Source organism: Phytopseudomonas dryadis, assembly GCF_004327355.1.
In the GTDB taxonomy this organism is placed as follows: domain Bacteria; phylum Pseudomonadota; class Gammaproteobacteria; order Pseudomonadales; family Pseudomonadaceae; genus Aquipseudomonas; species Aquipseudomonas dryadis.
In genome coordinates this window covers 129,627-149,670 of sequence record NZ_QJUM01000001.1, presented here as the reverse complement: position 1 = coordinate 149,670, position 20,044 = coordinate 129,627, and the positions used below count along the sequence as shown (strand labels likewise).

General features: G+C 64.0%; 15 protein-coding genes and 1 pseudogene. 12 read left to right on the top strand and 4 right to left on the bottom strand.

The features are described from left to right. Positions 1-72: 72 nt before the first annotated feature. Positions 73-921 (top strand): sulfate ABC transporter permease subunit CysT, encoded by an 849-nt coding sequence (gene cysT / locus DNK34_RS00665; RefSeq protein ID WP_131174257.1) that lies wholly within the window; start codon positions 73-75, stop codon positions 919-921. Beyond that, a complete protein-coding gene (gene cysW, locus DNK34_RS00660) occupies positions 918-1,748 on the top strand; it encodes a sulfate ABC transporter permease subunit CysW (protein ID WP_131174258.1) in 831 nt (276 codons plus the stop codon). The genes cysT and cysW overlap by 4 nt, the downstream gene beginning before the upstream one ends. On the opposite strand, the gene ubiM is transcribed toward cysW, so the two are convergent. Both ubiM and DNK34_RS00650 read right to left on the bottom strand, forming a co-directional pair. Beyond that, a complete protein-coding gene (gene ubiM / locus DNK34_RS00655; protein WP_131174259.1) occupies positions 1,749-2,927 on the bottom strand; it encodes a 5-demethoxyubiquinol-8 5-hydroxylase UbiM in 1,179 nt (392 codons plus the stop codon). Positions 2,928-3,230: 303 nt separating this feature from the next. Further along, entirely contained in the window at positions 3,231-3,659 is a 429-nt protein-coding gene (locus DNK34_RS00650) for a hypothetical protein (protein ID WP_131174260.1), read from the bottom strand. A 238-nt stretch (positions 3,660-3,897) separates the two neighbouring features. Here DNK34_RS00650 and DNK34_RS00645 point away from each other — a divergent pair, with 238 nt between their 5' ends. Together DNK34_RS00645 and galU are read left to right on the top strand one after the other, a co-directional pair. Continuing rightward, positions 3,898-4,395, top strand: coding sequence for a CinA family protein (locus tag DNK34_RS00645; RefSeq protein WP_131174261.1), 498 nt, complete (start codon positions 3,898-3,900; stop codon positions 4,393-4,395). Positions 4,396-4,455: 60 nt separating this feature from the next. After that, positions 4,456-5,292, top strand: coding sequence for a UTP--glucose-1-phosphate uridylyltransferase GalU (galU, locus tag DNK34_RS00640; RefSeq protein ID WP_131174262.1), 837 nt, complete (start codon positions 4,456-4,458; stop codon positions 5,290-5,292). Positions 5,293-5,366: 74 nt separating this feature from the next. Here the strand turns inward: galU and DNK34_RS00635 are convergent. Next, positions 5,367-5,903, bottom strand: a pseudogene (locus tag DNK34_RS00635) (helix-turn-helix domain-containing protein); the annotation flags it as partial. 292 nt (positions 5,904-6,195) lie between these two features. On the opposite strand from DNK34_RS00635, the gene DNK34_RS00630 reads away from it, so the two are divergent. From DNK34_RS00630 to DNK34_RS00615, 4 genes are read left to right on the top strand one after another with little or no spacing between them, the layout of a single operon-like run. Further along, the gene (locus tag DNK34_RS00630) at positions 6,196-8,139 is read left to right on the top strand and encodes a TonB-dependent receptor domain-containing protein (protein ID WP_131199521.1); all 1,944 of its coding nucleotides are present in this window, start codon (positions 6,196-6,198) and stop codon (positions 8,137-8,139) included. Position 8,140: 1 nt separating this feature from the next. Next, positions 8,141-12,022, top strand: a complete 3,882-nt coding sequence (cobN, locus tag DNK34_RS00625) for a cobaltochelatase subunit CobN (protein WP_131176545.1) — start codon at positions 8,141-8,143, stop codon at positions 12,020-12,022. Beyond that, on the top strand, positions 12,019-12,495 hold the full coding sequence (locus DNK34_RS00620; RefSeq protein ID WP_131176544.1) for a MotA/TolQ/ExbB proton channel family protein: 477 nt from the start codon (positions 12,019-12,021) through the stop codon (positions 12,493-12,495). The genes cobN and DNK34_RS00620 overlap by 4 nt, the downstream gene beginning before the upstream one ends. After that, positions 12,495-12,812 (top strand): DUF2149 domain-containing protein, encoded by a 318-nt coding sequence (locus tag DNK34_RS00615; RefSeq protein ID WP_131176543.1) that lies wholly within the window; start codon positions 12,495-12,497, stop codon positions 12,810-12,812. The genes DNK34_RS00620 and DNK34_RS00615 overlap by 1 nt, the downstream gene beginning before the upstream one ends. Positions 12,813-12,872: 60 nt before the next feature. Here DNK34_RS00615 and DNK34_RS00610 read toward each other — a convergent pair whose 3' ends face one another. Continuing rightward, a complete protein-coding gene (locus tag DNK34_RS00610) occupies positions 12,873-14,129 on the bottom strand; it encodes an OprD family porin (protein ID WP_131176542.1) in 1,257 nt (418 codons plus the stop codon). Between the two features lie 965 nt (positions 14,130-15,094). On the opposite strand from DNK34_RS00610, the gene DNK34_RS00605 reads away from it, so the two are divergent. From DNK34_RS00605 to DNK34_RS00590, 4 genes are all read left to right on the top strand, one after another. After that, positions 15,095-15,766, top strand: coding sequence for a (2Fe-2S)-binding protein (locus DNK34_RS00605; RefSeq protein WP_131176548.1), 672 nt, complete (start codon positions 15,095-15,097; stop codon positions 15,764-15,766). Next, positions 15,766-16,749, top strand: coding sequence for an FAD binding domain-containing protein (locus DNK34_RS00600; RefSeq protein ID WP_131176541.1), 984 nt, complete (start codon positions 15,766-15,768; stop codon positions 16,747-16,749). Before DNK34_RS00605 ends, DNK34_RS00600 begins: the two co-directional genes overlap by 1 nt. A 9-nt stretch (positions 16,750-16,758) precedes the next feature. After that, a complete protein-coding gene (locus tag DNK34_RS00595) occupies positions 16,759-18,975 on the top strand; it encodes a xanthine dehydrogenase family protein molybdopterin-binding subunit (RefSeq protein WP_131176540.1) in 2,217 nt (738 codons plus the stop codon). Positions 18,976-19,051: 76 nt separating this feature from the next. Continuing rightward, complete coding sequence (locus DNK34_RS00590) at positions 19,052-20,029, top strand: XdhC family protein (RefSeq protein WP_131176539.1); 978 nt, start codon at positions 19,052-19,054, stop codon at positions 20,027-20,029. The last annotated feature ends 15 nt before the right edge of the window (positions 20,030-20,044 follow it).

Genomic DNA, 20,044 nt, shown 5'->3' with positions numbered 1-20,044 from the left:
GTCGCTCGAGCCGTCACGTGTGACCCACAAACCGCCGACCCTCCGGCGGTTTGTGCATTGAAGGACTTCCGAGTGAGCAAGACCCCCGTATTCTTTCTGCAGAACCCGTTGCTGCCGGGCTTCGGCCTGAGCTTCGGTTTCAGCGTCTTCTACCTGTCGTTGGTGATCCTGTTCCCGTTGTCCGCACTGCTGCTGTACGTCAGCGACATGAGCTGGGCGCAGTACTGGCAGGCGATCAGCGATCCACGCGTGGTGCAGAGCTACAAGGTCACCATCAGCGGCGCCTTCTATTCCACCATCGCCGCGTTGCTGATCGGCTTGCTGATCGCCTGGATCATCACCCGTTATGAATTCCCCGGACGGCGCCTGGTCGATGCACTGGTGGATCTGCCGTTCGCCTTGCCGACCTCGGTGGCCGGCCTGACCCTGGCCGCGCTGCTGGTTCCCGGCGGCTGGCTCGGCCAGTGGTTCGACGCCGCCGGCATCAAGATCGCCTATGCCTACCCCGGCATTCTCATCGCCATGGTCTTCACCAGCCTGCCGTTCGTGGTGCGCACGGTGCAGCCGGTGTTGCAGAGCCTGGGGACCGAGTACGAGGAGGCGGCCAGCACCCTGGGCGCCAACAAGTGGCAGTCGTTCGCCTATGTGGTGCTGCCGAGCCTGGTACCGGCGCTGATCACCGGGGCGTCGCAGTCCTTCGTGCGCAGCCTGGGCGAGTTCGGCGCGGTGATCATGATCGCCGGCAACATCCCGTTCAAGACCGAAGTGTCGTCGCTGATGATTTTCGTGCGCCTGCAGGAGTTCAACTACCCGGCGGCGGCGGCGATCGCCTCGGTGATCCTGCTGGCGTCACTGTTCCTGCTCTTCGCCTTGCAGGTGGTGCAGGGGCGTCTGTTCAAATGGCAGCGGCAAAGCAGATGAAAAAACCTCAACACTGGCATCAATGGCTACTCATCGTTCTCGGCCTGGGCGCAGTGGCGCTGATGCTGCTGGTGCCGCTGGCCCTGATCTTCACCAAGGCGCTCAGCGGTGGCTGGAGCCTGCTGCTGGAGAACCTGTCGCAGGACTACATGCAGCACGCCATCGGCCTGACCCTGCTGGTGGCAGCGCTGACCGTGCCGCTGAACCTGTGTTTCGGCATCCTGCTGGCCTGGTGCGTGACCCATTACGATTTCCGCGGGCGCAAGCTGCTGACCACCCTGGTGGACATTCCCTACGCCGTCTCGCCGGTGGTCGCCGGTCTCTGCTACCTGGTGGTCTACGGGCTGGAAAGCAGCCTGGGGCGCTGGTTCTACGAGCGCGACATGCAACTGATGTTCGCCTGGCCGGGCATCGTCATGGTCACGGTGTTCGTCACCGCGCCCTACGTGGCGCGCATTCTGATCCCGGTCATGCAGTCCCAGGGCAGCGACGAGGAAACCTCGGCCCTGTGCCTGGGCGCCAATGGCTGGCAGATCTTCCGCCACATCACCCTGCCCAACATCAAGTGGGCGCTGCTGTACGGCGTGGTGGTGACCAATGCCCGGGCAGTGGGCGAGTTCGGCGCGGTGTCGGTGGTCTCCGGCACCATCCTCAACCAGACCCTGACCCTGCCGCTGCTGGTCGATCAGTTGAACAACGACTACAAACCGGTCGCCGCCTTTACCGCGGCCGGCCTGCTGGCGTGCATGGCGTTGCTCACCCTGTTCCTCAAGACCTTCATGGAGTGGCGCCAGCGCGTCAACCTGCAACGCGCCGCGGACAGCTGATCAGCCGTTCGACACCTGGGTCAGGTGGCGAGCCAGGGCCCATTTGAAGGGGGGCAGGTTCTGCGCCAGGCGCAGGCCGGCATTGCGCAGCAGGCGGGTCGGCGCCCGGTCATCGGTGTACAGGCGCACCAGCATGCTGGTGGCCTGGTACAGCGGCCAGCTGGCGCGCTGATGAGCCCGCGCATAGCGCTGCAGGGCCTTGTCGTCGCCGATATCGCGCCCCTGGCGCAACCCCTCCAGCAGCGCTTCGGCCAGGCGCCGCTGGCTTTGCAGGCCGAAGTTGAAACCATGGGCGGTCACCGGGTGCATGCCCACGGCGGTATCGCCGACCAGGGCGCAGCGCTGACCGGCGAAACGCTCGGCGTAGACGCCCACCAGGGGATAGCTGTGGCGACTGCCAAGCAGCTGCATACGCCCCAGGCGCCGGTCGAAACGGCGTTCCATGTCGCGGGCGAAAGCCTCCTCGTCGAGCTTCAGCACATCCTCCATTTCCCGCGGCGGCAGGGTCAGCACCACCGAGGCGCACTTGCCGTTCAACGGCAGCAGGGCCAGGGTCTGGCCATAGCCGAACCATTCCCAGGCGACCTGTTCATGGTCATGCTCGTGGGCCATGCGGCAGACCAGCATGTGCTTGCCGAAATCCTCGCTGCGTGCGCCGATGCCCAGGCGCCGGCGGGTTTCGGAAAAGCGACTGTCCGCAGCCACGATCAGCCGGGCATCGAGGCGTTTGCCATCATCGAGTTGCAGGGTCACGCCCCGGGCGTCGCAACGGACATCGTTGAGACTGGCTTGCGTCAGCAGTTGCACGTCGGCGCACTCGAGCACCGCCGCATAGGCGGCCCGGCGAATGGCGTGATTGGGCACCAGGCAACCCAGGCGTTCCTGTCGCACCGCAGCGGCGGCGATGCGCAGCGCATAGGGCGAGTCGCCATTGAGCACCTGGGCATCACGCAGCGTGGCGATGTCTTCGCCGGCGATATGCGACCAGATGCCAAGGCTTTCCAGCTCGTGGCGCGAAGCATGGGTGAGGGCGATCTCGCGCCCGTCGAAGGGCGGGGCGGCCAGATCCTCGAGCCGCTGCCGCTCGATCATCACGATGGACAGGCCTTGTCCGGACAGGGAACGCGCCAGGCACAGGCCGACCGGCCCGGCTCCGACGATGACGACATCCGCATTCATGGGCTCGCTCCAGTGAAACGCTGAGCCGCGACTCTATGACGAGGGGCTGGCGTCGGTATTGCTCCGGATCATCGAACGTGAAGATGGCGCTGTAAAGGGAGGAGGAGGGGAATGCCGATCGGATAGGTGTTGCCAGGAACAGAGGGGCGCCTGCAGAAGAGCGGCAAACCGCTGCCTCTGCAGGAGCGTCGCCCTCGGCGCGATGCGAGGGTGGCCATCGCACAAAGCGTGTCATGGCCGCAAATCGCCGCGGGGGCGCGGCTCCTACGAGGGGCTGTGCGCTGGAGCGCCCACAGGCCCTGCTTACCAGAAACCGATGGGGTGGCGCTGCGCGATGTAGTCCAGGGAAAGGCCGAAGGCCTTGCGGAAGAAATTGGCCAGGCGGGTGTCGATCACTTTCTCGTTGACCGAGGCCAGGCGCGCTTCCTGCCGGTGAATGTCGCCGCTCTCGGCGTAATACTCCTCATGCAGCACGCGTTGCGTGGCCAGGTTGCCGATCAGGCTGTAACTGCTCACCAGGCCGGCGTCAGGCCGGCTGGCCGCGAGGATCAGCCGAGGCTTGTCGTCTTCGAGCACCAGTTCGACCACCACATCGAGATCGTGATTGCGCGCATGGCTGGCGGCGTCCTCGAACAAGGGCCGGGCGCGTTCGCTCAAGGCTTGAACGAAGGCCTCACGTGGACTCGGGTCGGTCATGGCGTCCTCGTCAGGCATTTTGCGCTGGGTGTTCATGACGGTTCTCCTCGGATTGCGACGCTAAGCGGTCGGTCTGGCGCGGATCATTGCGCTCTTCGTTGCTCCGTTCTCTTCCGAAGTGGCGATATCGCCAGGAGTTCAGTCGCCACGATGGGCGGTCGCTGCCAGCCCCGGCAGGCTGCTCAGTGCTTATCTGCGTAATGCATCGGAACTTGTGGGCACCGGATACTGCCATACACACACAGTAACGTATGGGCCGGAGACTTTCGCCAGCATGCACAGCGTCGAGCAGGCGGTTCATTTTCTCGAAAAGTACAACCTCGTGCTCAGTACGGCCGAGTCCAGCACCGCGGGGCTGCTGGCCTCGACGGTGGCGGCGGTGCCGGGCTGCGATGGCGTGCTGGAAAGCGGTTTCGTGGTGTATTCGAAGCGCGCCATGCACGCCTGCCTGGGGGTCGACCTGCGTACCATCGAGAGCTTCGGCATGAACAGTGAAGAAGTCGCCCGGGAAATGGCGCTTGGGGTTCTGGTGGCCAGCAGTGCGGACATCATCCTCGCCATTACCGGCGCGAACAGCGCGGACGAACAGGCCAGCGAGCAGTCCCTGGAAGGTACGATGTGCTTCGCCTGCGCCACGCGCCTGGACGAACACCGCGGCGTGACCAGCGAAACCGTCAGTTTCACCGGTGACGACAACGACAGACGTCACGCCGCCGTGCGTCATGCGTTACTGCAACTGCCGTATTACTACGAGCGGCTACGCCAGACCTGAGTGCCAGGGCTGCGGCGAACCGACTACCGCTATTAGCTATTGACCATCCAAGGAAAACCCATGATCAAGAAATGCTTGTTCCCAGCAGCCGGTTACGGCACTCGCTTTCTCCCGGCAACCAAGGCCATGCCCAAGGAAATGCTGCCGGTGGTCAACACTCCGCTGATCCAGTATGGCGTGGAAGAAGCCCTGGACGCCGGCCTGACCGAGATCGCCATGGTCACCGGCCGCGGCAAGCGTTCCCTGGAAGATCACTTCGATATCAGCTACGAGCTGGAACACCAGATCCGCGATACCGAAAAGGAAAAGTACCTGGTCGGCATCCGCCGCCTGATCGACAACTGCACCTTTTCCTACACCCGTCAGGTGGAAATGAAGGGCCTGGGCCACGCCATTCTCAGCGGTCGCCCGCTGATCGGCGACGAGCCGTTCGCCGTGGTGCTGGCCGATGACCTGTGTATCAACGTCGAGGGCGACGGCGTGCTGACGCAGATGGTCAAGCTGTACAACCAGTTCCGCTGCTCGATCGTCGCGGTTCAGGAAGTCCCGATGGAAGAGATCCACAAGTACGGCGTGATCGCCGGCGAGATGATCCGCGACGACATTTTCCGCGTCAGCCACATGGTCGAGAAACCGAAGGCCGAAGATGCGCCGTCGAACCTGGCGATCATCGGCCGCTACATCCTCACGCCGGATATCTTCGACCTGATCAAGGACACCCAGCCGGGCAAGGGCGGCGAGATCCAGATCACCGACGCGCTGATGAAGCAGGCCCAGGAAGGTTGCGTGCTGGCCTACAAGTTCAAGGGTCGTCGTTTCGACTGCGGTGGCGCCGAAGGCTATATCGAAGCCACCAACTTCTGCTTCGAGAACCTGTACAAGCCGGGCCATGGCTGATTGGCCGATTCGAGAAACGGACGACGGGCGCTTTCAGCGCCCGTTTTCATTGGCTTGCTTGAAGCCGCCCGCGCTCATGTGAGCAGGCGGGTTTCCCGGGAAGGCCGATAGCCGAAATAGGCGCTATAGCACCTGCTGAAATGGCAGGACGAGACGAAACCGCAGGCCAGGATCACTTCCATCAGCGACAGCTCCGAGTGCTGCAGCAGGCGCCGCGCTTCGGTAATGCGCAGCTCCAGGTAATAGCGTTGCGGCGTGGTGCCCAGTTGCTCCTTGAACAGCCGCTCGATCTGCCGGCGTGAAAGCTCGACATAACCCGCCAGTTGATCCAGCTCCAGAGGCTCTTCCAGATTGCTCTCCATCAGCCTGATGATCTCGCGGATCGGCGCGCTGACGTTGGTCTGTGGCGAGGGATCGAGACGGCGGTAGCGTGAGGATTCGAACGCGAGGATATCGAGGATGCCGTCGATCATGGCGCGTCTCTATCCAGTTCAGCGTCATGTAGAAGGCGCCATTGGGGCTCGAGGCCGTCAGCCGGTCACGGTCCACCACGTAGGTTCGCTGGTGACGTAGGAGGTCTTGGCGATCTCCGACAGCGCGGCGCGGTAATCCGCCATGGGCCCGACCAGCCGTTTGCTGGATTGCGCGGCCCGGCGCTGAAGAGCGTCCATTGCAATCTGGTGCAATAAAACCTGTATAGTTATGTTATATATTAACATTGCATTTGGCCTTGGGACTCATTGACGGCCTGGAACCAGCCCAGACGCTGTGTCGATCCAATGCCAGCCAAGGTTCATGCCAGATAAAGAAACGATATAACGATCCAAATATTTCCAGGCAACACGACGATTCTCGATTTACGCCACGCCACGTGGCGTATGCCGTTCAGAAGGGAATACCTCCATGTTCAAGGGCTCTACACGCATACCCCTGCTGACGCTGGTCTCGGCACTGCCTCTGATGGCCTCAGCCGCCACCGCGCCAATCGATCTGCAAGAGGTCGTGGTCACGGCCACGTCGACCGAGCGACAACTGAAGGATGCTCCGGCCAGTATCTCGGTGATCACCCGCGAGCAATTGCGCAAGCGCCCCGTGCAGGATCTCGAAGATGCGCTGCGCGGCACCCCTGGCCTGCAATTCACCGGTGTGGGAATGACGCGGCGCGGTGTCAGCATCCGCGGTATGGATAGCGGGCACACCCTGGTTCTGCTGAATGGGCAGCGCATCAATACGGCAGCCGGGGCGATCGCCCATGCCGACTTCGACCTGGGCTGGGTGCCCGTGGAAGCGATCGAGCGTATCGAAGTCGTTCGCGGGCCGATGTCGTCGCTCTACGGTTCGGAGGCCCTGGGCGGGGTGATCAACGTCATTACCCGCAAGGCTACCGACGAATGGCGGGGAAGCGCCTTGCTCGATGGCGCTGTGCGTGAAGACCGACGTGGTGGCCAGACTCAGCAACTGGGCGCCTACCTGGGCGGTCCGCTGGTGCCCGGCTTGCTGGGCCTGTCATTGAATGGCGAGACGCGCCGTCGCCAGGATACGCCGCTGCATGGCGATGCGGCCCTGTCGGAAATCGAAGGCCGCGCGGCCCACCATGGCAGCGCCACGCTCAGCTGGACGCCCGACCAGGCCCAGCGTATCGACTTCGGCTATGGCAACGGCCTGGAGGATCGCTGGCGCAATACCCGTAGTGCGGGGACGGCGCCGGTCGATTACGAGTCCAGCGATCGAATCGAACGTGAGCATTATTCGCTCAGTCATACGGGCGACTGGAGCTGGGGGAGCAGTTCGTTGCGGGCGTACCGCAGCGAGCTCGAACGCCGCAATCGCTATACCAACGGCGTCGTGCCGAGTTCGCCGCACCAGCGGCTGACCGACGCTATCGTCGATGGCAGTTTCAGTGTGCCGCTGGCCGATCTCCATCTGCTCACGGCGGGTGCCGAGTGGCGCAAGGAACGCCTGCAGGATGGCGGTTTCGTGGGCGGTGATGCGCAGACCATCCACCGCGCGCTCTTTCTGCAGGACGAGATCGCGTTCAATCCCGACTGGTCGCTGGTGCTCGGCAGCCGCTTCGACAAGCACGAGCAGTACGGCTGGCAGAAGAGCCCGCGGGTCTATCTGCTGCACCACGTCAGCGAGGCACTGACCCTGAAGGGCGGGGTGGGCCGGGGCTTCAAGGCGCCGACCTTGAAGCAGTTGTCTCCGGGCTACTCCGCCGTGGGCGGCGGCGGGCAGTTCACCATCCATGGCAACCCGGATCTGGACCCGGAGATCAACACCAGCTACGAGTTCAGCGCCGATTACCAGGGGCAGGGATGGTCGGCCAATGCCGGTCTGTTCCAGAACAACGTACATGGCCTGATCCAGACCGAGTGCATCGCCTCCTGCGGCATCCGCCGGCTGGAGATCCGCCACTACGAGAACGTCGACAAGGCGCGTATCCGCGGGCTGGAGCTGGGCGCCGGGCTGGACTTGCCGGAGGCCCTGCGCTGGGATCTCAACTACACCTACCTCGACGCCATCGACCGCAGTGCCGGCCGGCGTCTTGGCGATCGCGCCAGGCACCTGGCCAATACCACGCTGCAGTGGAATCCGGGCGCCGGTTTCAGTGCCCAGGTGCGCGGCGAATATGTCGGCAGCCAGTTGAGCTACTCGGGCAACAGCGCCTATGTGATGCCGGCCTACAGCCTCTGGCATGTCGAGCTGAGCAAAACGCTGAGCGACAACCTGAGCCTGCGTGGCGGCATCGAGAACCTGACCGACAGGGACTTCAGCCAGGCCGACGACGATTTCACCTTTGCCGAGCCTGGTCGTACCTACCATGTCGGCTTGAGCCTGAGCTTCTGAGATGCGCCGTTACCTCCTTGCGGGCGTCGTCTCGGCGATTGCCCTGCTCATGCCGCCCGAGTCCCGCGCTGCCGGCGCTGAGCCGTCAGTGCGGATACTGGCCGCTGATTTCGTCTTGCAGGGCAAGCTCGACCGGCTCGACAGATGGGCGAGCGAGGCGGGGGTTGCCTTGCAGTCGACGCATGTCTCGCCTGCCTCGGCAGCAGTCGATGAGTGGCTGACGGCTACCCGCCTGCTGCTTCTCGACACCCCACGCCCCAACGACCTGGCCGCGGTGCAACAGATCCTCGGCGACGGCCTGGCCCTGACCTCGACGCCCTGGCTACGGGTCGGCGCCGGCCCGCCGGCCTTCGGCAATCTGCCCGAACCGGTGGCGATGCGCTTGGCGGCCTACTATGGCAATGGCGGCGAGCGCAATCTGCGGCATTTCTTCAGCTACCTGCGGGCCTATCAGGTGGGCGAGGACCTGGCCGGAATACCACCCCCCGAGCCATTGGCCAAGGCCGGGATCTACCATCCGCAGGCACCCGGCGTGTTCGAGCGCCTGGAGGATTACCAGGCCTGGGGACGCAGCCGCTGGGCCGGGGATGCGCCGCGCGTGGCATTCGCCATTCACCGCGGCGCGATCGTCGATGCGCAACTGCGGCTGATCGACGAGCTGGTCCTGCGCAGCGAACGCCGTGGCCAGGCGCCTATGGTGTTCTGGTTCGACGACAGTGATTCCCGGGCCCTGCAGAAGATCCTCGAGCCCTGGAAGGCCGATGCGCTGGTCAACCTGCAGCATATGCAGAACGCGCCGGCCAGAAAGGCCGAACTGCTGGCACTGGGAATACCGGTCATCTCCACCCTGGTCTCGCGAGAAGGGGATCGCGCGCACTGGCGGCAGGCGAGCAGCGGCATCTCGCCGCGCAGCGCGGCGACGCTGTTGAGCGTTCCGGAAAGCTGGGGCATGAGCGATCCGCTGGTCATCGCTGCCGTGGAGGAGGGCGAACCGCTGCCGCTGGAGGAGCAGGTCGATGCGTTGCTGGCCAAGGTCGACGGCCTGGCGCGCCTGCGTCATACGCCGGCCGCGGATAAACGCCTGGCCCTGATGTTCTGGAACCACCCCGATGGCGAGCGCAACATCGCCGCCTCGAACCTCAATGTGCCCAAGAGCCTGGAGCGTCTGCTGGATGACCTGGGCGATGCCGGCTACGACGCGCCGCCCGCTGCCGAGGCACGGCTGATCGAGGCGGCCAGGCGCCTGCTCGGCGGCTACTACCATCCCGAACGTCTGCAGCAACTGTACGAGGACGGCCTGGCGGTGACCCTGCCGCTGTCCTCCTACCAGGCCTGGCTGAGCCAGTTGCCCGAGGACCGGCGCAACGCGTTGCGTGAGCGCTGGGGCGAACCGTCCGCGCACTGGGCATTGCGCGAGATCGAGGGCGAGCCGCGCTTCGTCCTTCCCGCGCTGCGCCAGGGCAAGGTGTTGCTCATGCCGCAGCCGCCTCGGGCGGGGCGCCCCGGCGAGGCCTACCACGACGCCAAGGTGCCGCCCGATCACCTGTACCTGGCCGCCTACCTGTACCTGCGCCAAGGCTTCGCTGCCGATGCGCTGATCCACTTCGGCACCCACGGCACCCAGGAATGGCTGCCGGGCAAGGATCGCGGGCTGGCGGTCACTGACTACCCGTTCCTGGCGCTCGGGGATCTACCGGTTTTCTACCCCTATATCCAGGACAACATAGGCGAGGCGATGCAGGCCAGGCGCCGGGGCCGGGCGGTGATCGTCAGCCATCAGACGCCACCCTTCGCCCCGGCGGGGCTGTATGACGAACTGCGCGATCTGCATGAAATGCTCCACGAGTACCAGCAACTCGACGAAGGCGCCGTGCGCGATGCCACGGCCGAACGCATACGCCAGCTCGCGCTGCACAGCGACATGGCGCGCGATATCGGCTGGGACGAGGCGCGGGCGCGAGCGGACTTCCCGGGCTTTCTGAACGTGCTGCATGACCACCTGCACGAACTGGCCCAGGCCAATATGCCGCTGGGATTGCATACCTTCGGCATGGCCGCGTCGCCGCCGCATCGTCTGACGACCGTATTGCAGCAGCTGGGCGAACCCTACCTGCAGGCGCTCGGCCTGGATGACCACGAGCCGCTGGCCGAGGACTTCGCGGCGTTACAGGCCAGCCAGCCGTACCGCACGCTGGAGCGCTACCTGGGACAGCCAGCCGATGTTTCGGCAATCGCAGAGGCGCCGTTGCGCGAGCAGATCGAGCGGGCCCGGGCCCTGGATCGGCATCTGGCCCAGCCCGGTGAAACCGAAGCCTTGCTGAGCGGGCTCGCAGGGGGCTTCGTCGCCCCGGGGCCCGGAGGCGACCCCATACGCAATCCCGATGTGCCCAGTGGCCGCAACCTGTACGCCTTCGAGGCCGACAAGCTGCCGACCGTTGCCGCCTACGCAATCGGCGAGGTGGCGCTCGAGCAACTGCTCGCTAGCTATCGGGACGAGCACGACGGACATTACCCGAGCAAGCTCGCGTTCAGCCTCTGGTCGTCGGAAGCGATGCGTCACCTGGGCGTTCTCGAGAGTCAGGTGCTGCATGCCCTCGGCTTGCGCCCGGTCTGGGACAGCGGTGGCCGGGTGACGCGCCTGGAGATCATTCCCGCCAAACAGCTGGGCCGCCCGCGCATCGACGCGGTGATCCAGGTGACCAGTGTCTACCGTGACCAGTTCGAGGGTTTCATGCGCCTGCTGGCCGATGCCCTCGAACGGCTCGCGCAACTGGACGAGCCGGACAACGCGGTATTCGCCAACAGCCAGGCCGTGGCCGAGCGCTTGCGCGGCGAGGGCATCGAGCCTGAGCGCGCGCAACGCTTGTCGCGGGTACGGGTGTTCGGCAATCAAGCCGGTGATTACGGCACCGGCGTGTCTCGACTGGCGTTGGACTCGACCCGATGGCAGGGTGATTCGGCCATTGCCGAGCAATTCCTGTCGCGCCTGCAATATGGCTACAGCGCGACGGGCTGGGGCGAGAAGCTCGACGGCCACAACCTGTTCGCCGAGCAGCTCAAGGGCGTACAGGCCGCCATCATGGCCCGCTCCAGCGAACTCAACGGGGTGCTCTCCAGCGACCATCCGTTCGAGTTTCTCGGTGGGCTTTCAGCCGCTGTACGCCATCTGGATGGCGCCAGCCCGGCGCTCTACATCGCCGACCTGCGCCAGGCGCGGCCACGCACCCGCGGCGCTGCCGGGTTTCTCGCCAGCGAGCTACGCAGCCGCTACCTGAATCCGCACTGGATCGAGGCGATGAAGGCGGAGGGCTACGCCGGTACGCTGGAGCTGCTCGATGTCAGCAACAACCTGTTCGGCTGGCAGGCGGCCGATCCCGCCGTCGTGCGTGCGGACCAATGGCAGGCGCTGCATGACACCTATGTCATGGACAAACGCGACCTGCAGCTCGGGCAATGGTTCGAGCAGCACAATCCCAGCGCCCAGGCCCAGCTCATCGAACGCCTGGCCGAAGCCATCCGCAAGGGCTATTGGGAGGCGCCAGAGTCGACGCGCCGCGAGCTGGCACAGCGCTGGACGCAGTTGATCGAGCAGCACGGCGCCGATGCCGGGACGCAGATCACCACCGATTATCTTCAGCAAATGGGCAGCGGCTTCGGCCTGGCGAATCCCGCCGCCACTACGCCCGCCGCGCAGGCCGCCGGGGAGACCGTACAGGGGCGAGTCATGCAGGAAGTGCCGCCCTCCGAGGCGCCCTCGACGCCCTGGACCATGTGGCTGGGCAGTCTCGCATTGCTCGCCTGCACCGTGCTGGGTGCCGTCAGGCAGGCGCTTGCCGCCCGGGCACGACCGATTCGCAACCCCTTGATTCAGGAATCAGCATGAACGCATTCGAATCCGGTCTTTATGACCTCACGCGCCTCTTTCTCGCCCCGGTGTTGCTGCTGATCCTGGCAGCGCTGGCTTATGCCTTCGTGGCCCTGGGCGCTTTCCTGGTCGAAGCCCTGCAGCGGCGCCATGGGCGCTATCAACCCGTACTCACGCGCTATCAACTGGCCCATGGCGGCAGTAGCGACGATCTGGAACTGTGGATCATGGCCCGTCTGGAGTGGTTGCGCATCACCTCGCGCAGCGCGCCGATGCTCGGCCTGGTGGCGACGATGATCCCCATGGGGCCGGCGCTGCTGGCCCTGACCCAGAATGACGCGCAAGGGATCGCGGACAATCTGGTGGTCGCCTTCTCGGCGGTGATACTCGCCCTGGTCGCCGCCAGCATCACCTTCTTCATCCTGACCATTCGCCGCCGCTGGCTGCTGCAGGAACTGCGCGCCGTCGAGCGTTCGCTGGAGCATCGCTGATGCGTTTTCTCGAGCACGATGACGCCGACGATCCGATCCTTTCCATGGTCAATCTCATCGATCTGTTCCTGGTGATCATCGGGATTCTGCTGATCGTCATCGTCAACAACCCGCTCAATCCGTTCACCCAGGACAAGGTCATCGTCATCGAAAACCCCGGCGAGGCGAACATGCGCATGCTGGTCAAGGATGGCCAGGAGCTCAAGCAGTACCAAGCCACTGGCGAGATCGGCGAGGGGCAGGGGGCCAGGGCCGGCGTGACCTATCGCCTCGACGACGGGCGGATGATCTACGTGCCCGAGGGGGCGGAGCACTAGCTCATCCCGATAGCCGGGAAAAGCCGCACCGGGGGAAGGAACCCGGTGCGGCCGTTGGCATTAGAGAATGCTCAGCGGGTATTCGACAAAGGCGCGAATCTCGTTGAGATCCGGGCCCACCTCATTGCTGGAGCGATAGATCGAATTACGCAGGCGCAGGGACAGATCCTTCGCCGGGCCGTTCTGCACCACGTAGCTGACCTGGTTGAAGATCTCCCGCTCGCTGCCGTCGCTGTCCGCGCCCGTGTCGATGTTGTCGCCGCGCACGTAGGCGAACTTGTAGCGCAGGCCAGGCATGCCGTAATCCGTGAAGTCCAGCTCGTAGCTGGCCTGCCAGGAGCGTTCGTCCTTGAGGTTGAAGTCGGAGTAGTAGGAGTTGGCGAGGTAGATGCTGCTACCGCCGTCGCCGTAGTCATAAGCGAAGCCGGCATCTCCGCTGTTGCGTTGGTGGGCGAGGATGAACGCATGGGCGCCGAGGCTGTACTTGGCCGCCAGGCTCCAGATGGTGTTGCGGTCGTTACGGCCGTCGCCACCGAGGTCCAGGGCGGCTTCGGCGTTGTCGTCGTAGTCGGTGCGATACAGGTTGAAATCGAAGTTCAGGGCCTGAGTGGCTGTCAGGGGCAGGTTGTAAGTGAGGTTGGCGTAGTACTTCTCGTACACGTCCTCGACGTCCGAGTGGTACAGCGCGGCGCTCAGGTTGTCGCTGAAGAGATAGCTGCCGCCCACGACGTCGATGTTTTTCAGGCGATTGGGATCACGGGCAGGATCGCCCATTGGGCTGTCCGCGGTGAAGCGGCCCGCGTTGAGCTCCAGCCCTTCGATTTCGTTACTGGTGACCAGGGTGCCGGTGAAGGATTGCGGCAACAGGCGGCTGTCGTCATAGGCCAGAACGGGCAGGGAAGGGAACTGGTTGCCGTATCGGATCACGGTGTTGGAGAAACGCAACTTCACCGCCGCCCCGGCTTGCGACAGGTCATCGACCGGACGCCCCTGACTGTCGGTATCGAAGAACGCACTGTAGTTGCGGCCCCGGCCACTATCGAGCTTCACCCCCAGCAAGCCGAACGCATCGACGCCAAAGCCGACGGTGCCTTGAGTGAATCCCGACTCGAAGGTGCCGATGAAGCCTTGTCCCCATACCTTCGCATCGGCGGCGTTGTTCTTGAAGTCACGATTGTAGTAGGCGTTGCGCAGGAGAATATTCAGGCTGCTGTCTGCGATGAAGCCGTTGGATTCCGCTTGTTGGCTTGCCTGGGCGAGGGGAAGTCCTGCTGCTGCACAGGCGCAGGCCAGCGCGATGCTCTTGGGATTGAACATGGATGCTCCTAGTTTGTTGGCAGGTGTTGAGTTGGAATGACTTGCCTCTTTTGTAGAGACTTATAAGTGTGACCGCGCAGTAAGTCTTATACGTGCGCATGGCATCGATGCGAACTGGCTCATGGCGCGCAGTCGCTTAATAGTTAGCATCGTGACTTCGATACCGGCCAGCTACCGATGTCGATTATTACTATCGACGGGATTGATGAGGTGGAACGACTGTGACGGTAGTAGTCTGGCCGCGATGAATACCAGCTACAGGTTCGTTCTCGAACGCAATCGGTAGTCTCTCCCATTCATCATTTCCTTTGGTTAAGTTTACCGCCTCGCCCGAGGCGGTTTTTTTTGCCTGCCATTCCTGGCGGCCATCCTGCGGGCCTTCGCAGGCGGCGTCATGCTCCACGCCCCACTATCGATAGCGAATCATGGGCACGGCCTGGCGAGAGGGAACGCCCAGCTGGTTTGCATCCTGTATCGAAGCATGTTCCCGCTTATCGCCATTGCCACACCAGCGTAGCGATACACTTGCAGGATCGGGCAATAATGCTGCAGTAATCGACTACCTCTGACATTCGGGACGCTCCATATTTATTTGACAATGAATAAATGGAGAGCCTGAGCCTGTTACTCCTGTCTCTTTCTGTTTGTCGCGCAACTTTCCAATGAAAGAACCTGTCGCACTTACTCCATAGGCTCTTGTAAAAAGAGCAGGCCCGCTGAGCGCCGCCAAGTTGCTCTTGCCCCCACGAAAGTTATTACCGGGACTTTAATCAGGCTCGGGGGCTGCTTGAGCACTGGCGCTGGGCATGGCGCGATTTCCAAGGCCGGGGCGGCAAAACAGTGAACTGGAGGGAGGGGGCGGGCGACCAAGAATAGAGCGCATGGCGATCCATAAAACGAAAAGCTCCGTAGCGGTCTTCGCTTTTCAAGCCTCCGCTAACGCAAGCGACTGCAAGGTGACCGTGATGAAAGAGCAGAAAACGCTGCATGATCCAGTGGTCGAGGTAACACCTCTCGCATCGGCGGTGACCCCGTCACGACGAAATTTTCTCAAGTTCGGCGCATCCGGCATCGCCGCGGCAACACTGTCCAGCTGGATACCGCAAAGCGCGGCAGGCCTAGCGCCCGCGGTTGAGGACAGGGATACGCCGGGTGTCGGCGAGCAACGCATAAAGCTTGAGGTCAATGGCCAGCTGCACACACTCAATGTCCCGGCCAACGCCGTATTGCTCGACGTGCTGAGAGATCGCCTGCACCTGAGCGGCACGAAGAAGGGCTGCGACTACGGCCAGTGCGGCGCCTGCACATTGCTGGTGAACGGCGTGGCGATCAATTCGTGTCTGTCCATTGCCGTGCAGCATGATGGCGACCGCATCACCACCATCGAAGGCTTGGCCCAGGATGGCGAACTGCATCCGTTGCAGGAAGCCTTCTGGGAACACGATGCCTATCAGTGCGGCTACTGCACCGCCGGTCAGATCATGAGCGCCGTGGCGATTCTCCAGGACCCGAACATAGCGGCGGACGACGCCAGCGTCAGGGAGGCCATGAGCGGCAACATATGCCGCTGCGGTGCCTACAAGAACATCCTGGCGGCCGTTCAGTCCGCCCGCTCGAAAATGGGAGGGACGGTCTGATGCGCACTTTCGACTACGTCCGTGCCGAGTCTTCCGCCCAGGCCATCGATGCCGCGAAGGGCCAGGCGCCGCATTTTTTCCTGGCCGGCGGCACGACGCTGCTGGATCTGGTCAAGCTGGACGTCATGCAGCCCGAGCGGCTGGTGGACATCAACCGACTGGACTTGAAGAAGGTCGAGCGCCTGGCAGATGGACGCCTGCGCATCGGGGCGTTGCTGAGCAATACCGAGCTGGCCAATCACCCGCTGGTTCGGGAGCATTACCCGCTGCTGTCCCAGGCCATCCTCTCCGGCGCCTCGACGCAACTGCGCAACAAGGCGACCACTGCCGGCAACCTCATGCAGCGCGTGCGCTGCAACTACTTCCGCGATGGCGTCTCACCCTGCAACAAGCGCGAACCGGGTTCCGGCTGTGCGGCGATTGGCGGCTTGAATCGCAGCGTGCACGCGGTTCTGGGAACCAGCGAGCAGTGCATCGCCGCGCATCCCTCGGATATGTGCGTGGCGATGGCGGCCATTGGCGCGCAGATCACGGTGCGGGGCCCCGGGGGCGAGCGGCAGATCGACTTTGCCGACTTCCACCTGCTGCCAGGCGAAACGCCTTGGCAGGAGCATGCGCTGCAGGCCGATGAGCTGATCACCCACATCACCCTGGACGCTGCGCTGCAGGACAGCCGCTCGGCTTATCTCAAGCTGCGCGATCGGGCCTCCTACCAGTTCGCACTGGCCTCCAGTGCGATCATCCTGGTCATGCACGGGCAACGTATTACCGATGCCCGCATCGCCTTGGGCGGTGTCGCGAGCAAACCCTGGCGCGCTGCCGAGGCCGAACGGGCACTGATCGGGCAGAGGGCGAGCCTGGCTATCTTCAGCCAAGTCGCCGAGCTGGCCATGCAGGGCGCCCGCGCCTACGAGCACAACGCCTTCAAGATTCCACTTGGGCAACAGGTGGTGCTGCGCAACCTTCGAGACCTGAGCGCCTAGGAGTTGTTCATGAGCGATAAAATCATCGGAACCTCCCAACGGCGTGTAGAAGGTCGGCAGAAGGTCAGCGGCGCGGCCCTTTATGCCGCCGATCACGGGCTCGAGCGACTGCTGTATGCCTATGGCGTGTACAGCACCATCGCCAATGGCAGGATCGTCGCGATCCACGACGATCAGGCACGGGCGATGCCCGGGGTCGTCGAGGTGCTGCATCATGGCAACTCCCCGCGCCTGCATCGCACGCCCAGCGGGCCGGTCAACCTCATGAAGGACATGCTGGTCGCCAGCAAGGTGGACGAGCATCGACTGCCGTTCGAGGATGACCGGGTCCATTACCCCGGGCAATTCGTCGCGCTGGTGGTGGCCGAGAGTTTCGAGCAGGCAAGGGCGGCGGCCTACCGGGTCCGCGTCGAGTACCAGGCGACGGCATCGATCAACAGCCTGCAGCAAGGCCTGCGCAGCCGTGGCGCCCGCGACGGTGGCGCGGGACACGAGCGGGGCGATCCCGAGCAGGCTTACCAGGGCGCCGCGCGGCAGCTGGACGCGACCTACAGCACGCCGGTGGAAACCCACAACCCCATGGAGATGCATGCCACCACCGCGCATTGGCGCGAGGGGCGGCTGTATGTCTATGAAAGTAGCCAGGGCGTGGTCAACCATCGCAATATGCTGGCCAACGTGTTCGACCTGCCCGCGGACCGGGTCGAGGTGAGGGCACCGTTCATCGGCTCCGGTTTCGGCAGCAAACTCTGGCCTTGGCCGCACTCGGTGGCTGCCTGTGCCGCCGCCAGGGTGACCGATCGCCCGGTGCAACTGGTGGTGCCGAGAGCGCAGATGTTCACCACCGTGGGCCATCGCCCCGAGACCCGACAGCGCCTGCGGCTGGCCACGGACCCGCATGGCAAGCTGCTGTCGATCCGCCATGAGTCCTATAACAGCACCTCGACCGTGGACGCCTATACCGAGAATTGCGGCGGGGTGACCAAGAGTTTGTATGCCTGCCCCAATGTCCTGGTCAGCCACAGGATCAGCCAGGTGAACCGGGGCACGCCGACCTCGATGCGCGCACCTGGCGCGGCGCCGGGCTTGTTCGCCCTGGAATCGGCCATCGATGAGATGGCGCGCGCCAATGACATGGATCCCCTGGCGTTTCGTCAGCTCAACCTCGCTGACGAAGATGAGAGCACCGGCCTGCCGTGGTCGAGCAATCACCTGCCAGAGGCCATGCAGCAGGCGGCCGAGCGCTTTGGCTGGAACCGTCGCAATCCCGCCGTGGGTTCCATGCGCGAGGGCGATGAAATCATCGGCTACGGCCTCGCCGCATGCAACTGGGAGGCCTTTCAGGTGCCCACGCAAGCGCGGGTGATCCTGCGCGCAAGCGGCCGTGCGCTGGTCCAATGCGGCCTGCAGGATATCGGCACGGGTACCTCTACCATCGTGGCGCAGACCGTCAGCGAGCTGACCGGGCTGCCGTTCGACCGCATCGACGTGGAGCTGGGTAGCTCCGCATTCCCGCCTGGTGCCGTCTCTGGTGGTTCCTGGGTCACGGCAAGCGTCATGCCTGCTGTCGCAGGTGCCACCCGGCAAGCCTTGGCGAAGTTGCGCCAGTATGCCGTGATGAGTGGCGCTGCCTTCAAGGGGCAGGAGCCCGAAACGCTCGCCATCGACAACGGAGCACTGGTGAAGGAGGGCGCGCGTGCCAGCTTCGCCGAGGTCCTAGATCGCCAGCGCCTGTCCGGCGCCGAAGGCAGCTATCACAGCGACCCGGCGCAGAGTGACAAGTATTCCTTTCGTTCTTTTGGCGCGCATTTCGTCGAGGTGCGCTGGGACCCGGGCATCTCTCGCCTGCGGGTGTCACGGGTGGTCAGCGCCATCGATGTCGGCAAGGTGGTCAACCCACTGGCGGCGCGCAATCAGGTCGAGGGGGCCATCGTCATGGGCATTGGCATGGCCTTGTTCGAGGCGGCCGAATACGACCCCCGGAATGGCATACCGGTGAACAACAACTACGCCGAGTATCTCGTTCCCGTGCATGCCGATCAGCCCGACATCGATGTCATATTGCTGGACTACCCGGACTATCGGCTCAGTGAGTTCGGGGCACGCGGGATCGGCGAGATCGGCATCACGGGGCTGGCGGCGGCGGTCGCCAATGCCGTGTATCACGCGACTGGAAGGCGCATCCGCAACCTGCCCATCACCAAGGAAAAAATCATGGCCGTATAGGCCGGGTGTTGGTTTATCCAGGCCGCCGCGGAATGCTCGTTCCCGTGCCTCGGCCTGTCGTACGGGATTCGCGACGATGAAGCAGCTTGACTTGCAGGTTATCCAACAGGCCCGTACCTGGCTTGCCAGGGGGGAGCCTGTCTGGCTTTGTACCGTGATCTCGACCTTCGGCTCGGCGCCCAGGGGGCCTGGGGCGATGCTGGTGGCCCGGTGCGACGGGGCGTTCTGCGGCTCGCTGTCCGGCGGTTGCGTCGAAGAGGATTTCCTCGAGCGCGTGAGCAGTCGTTCTTTCCTCGAACGGAACCAGGTGGTGCGTTACGGCGCGGGAGGCCTGGCGCCTACGCTCGCGCTCCCGTGCGGTGGCGTGCTCGACATCCTGGTCGAATACATCGAACCCGCCGATGAAGCCGATGAAGCCGATGAGCAGTTGGCGTGGGTGGAACGTGCCCTGAACGGCGGCGAGCTGTTGATCCGCGATGTCTATCTCGGCAGCAGCCAAAGGCGTTGTCGCCCCGGCGCCATGGATGACCCACGCATACAGCAGGCAGACGACAAGGTATCCATACGAGTCGGGGCGATTCTGCGCGTCATCCTGGCCGGCTGGTCACCCGTCGCGGAGTTTTGCGCCAGTTTCGCGCTGGCTCTCGGATACGAGGTGATCCTCTGCGACCCCCGGCCGGAAGCGATCGCCAGCCTGGCATTGCCCGGGGTCGATGTCCGAGAGGTCTTGCCGGCCAGATTCATCGCCGAAGGAGGAGGGCACAGCGCTACCGCGGTCCTGGCGCTGACTCACGATCCTCGCCTGGACGATCTGACGCTGCTGGAAGCGGTCAGGAGCAATGCCTTCTACATCGGCGCCATGGGCTCGCGACGTACCAGTGACAATCGCCTCGAGCGCCTGTCACGCATTGGTGGCCTCGGTGCCCAGCAATTGCAGCGAATCCACGCGCCCATTGGCCTGCAGCTCGGCAGCAAATCGCCAGCGGAGATTGCGATTGCCGTTATGGCGGATGTCCTGAGGGTCGCCAACGGGCGCAACCGCCATGAGCTGTGAGGGTTCGATCGCGGA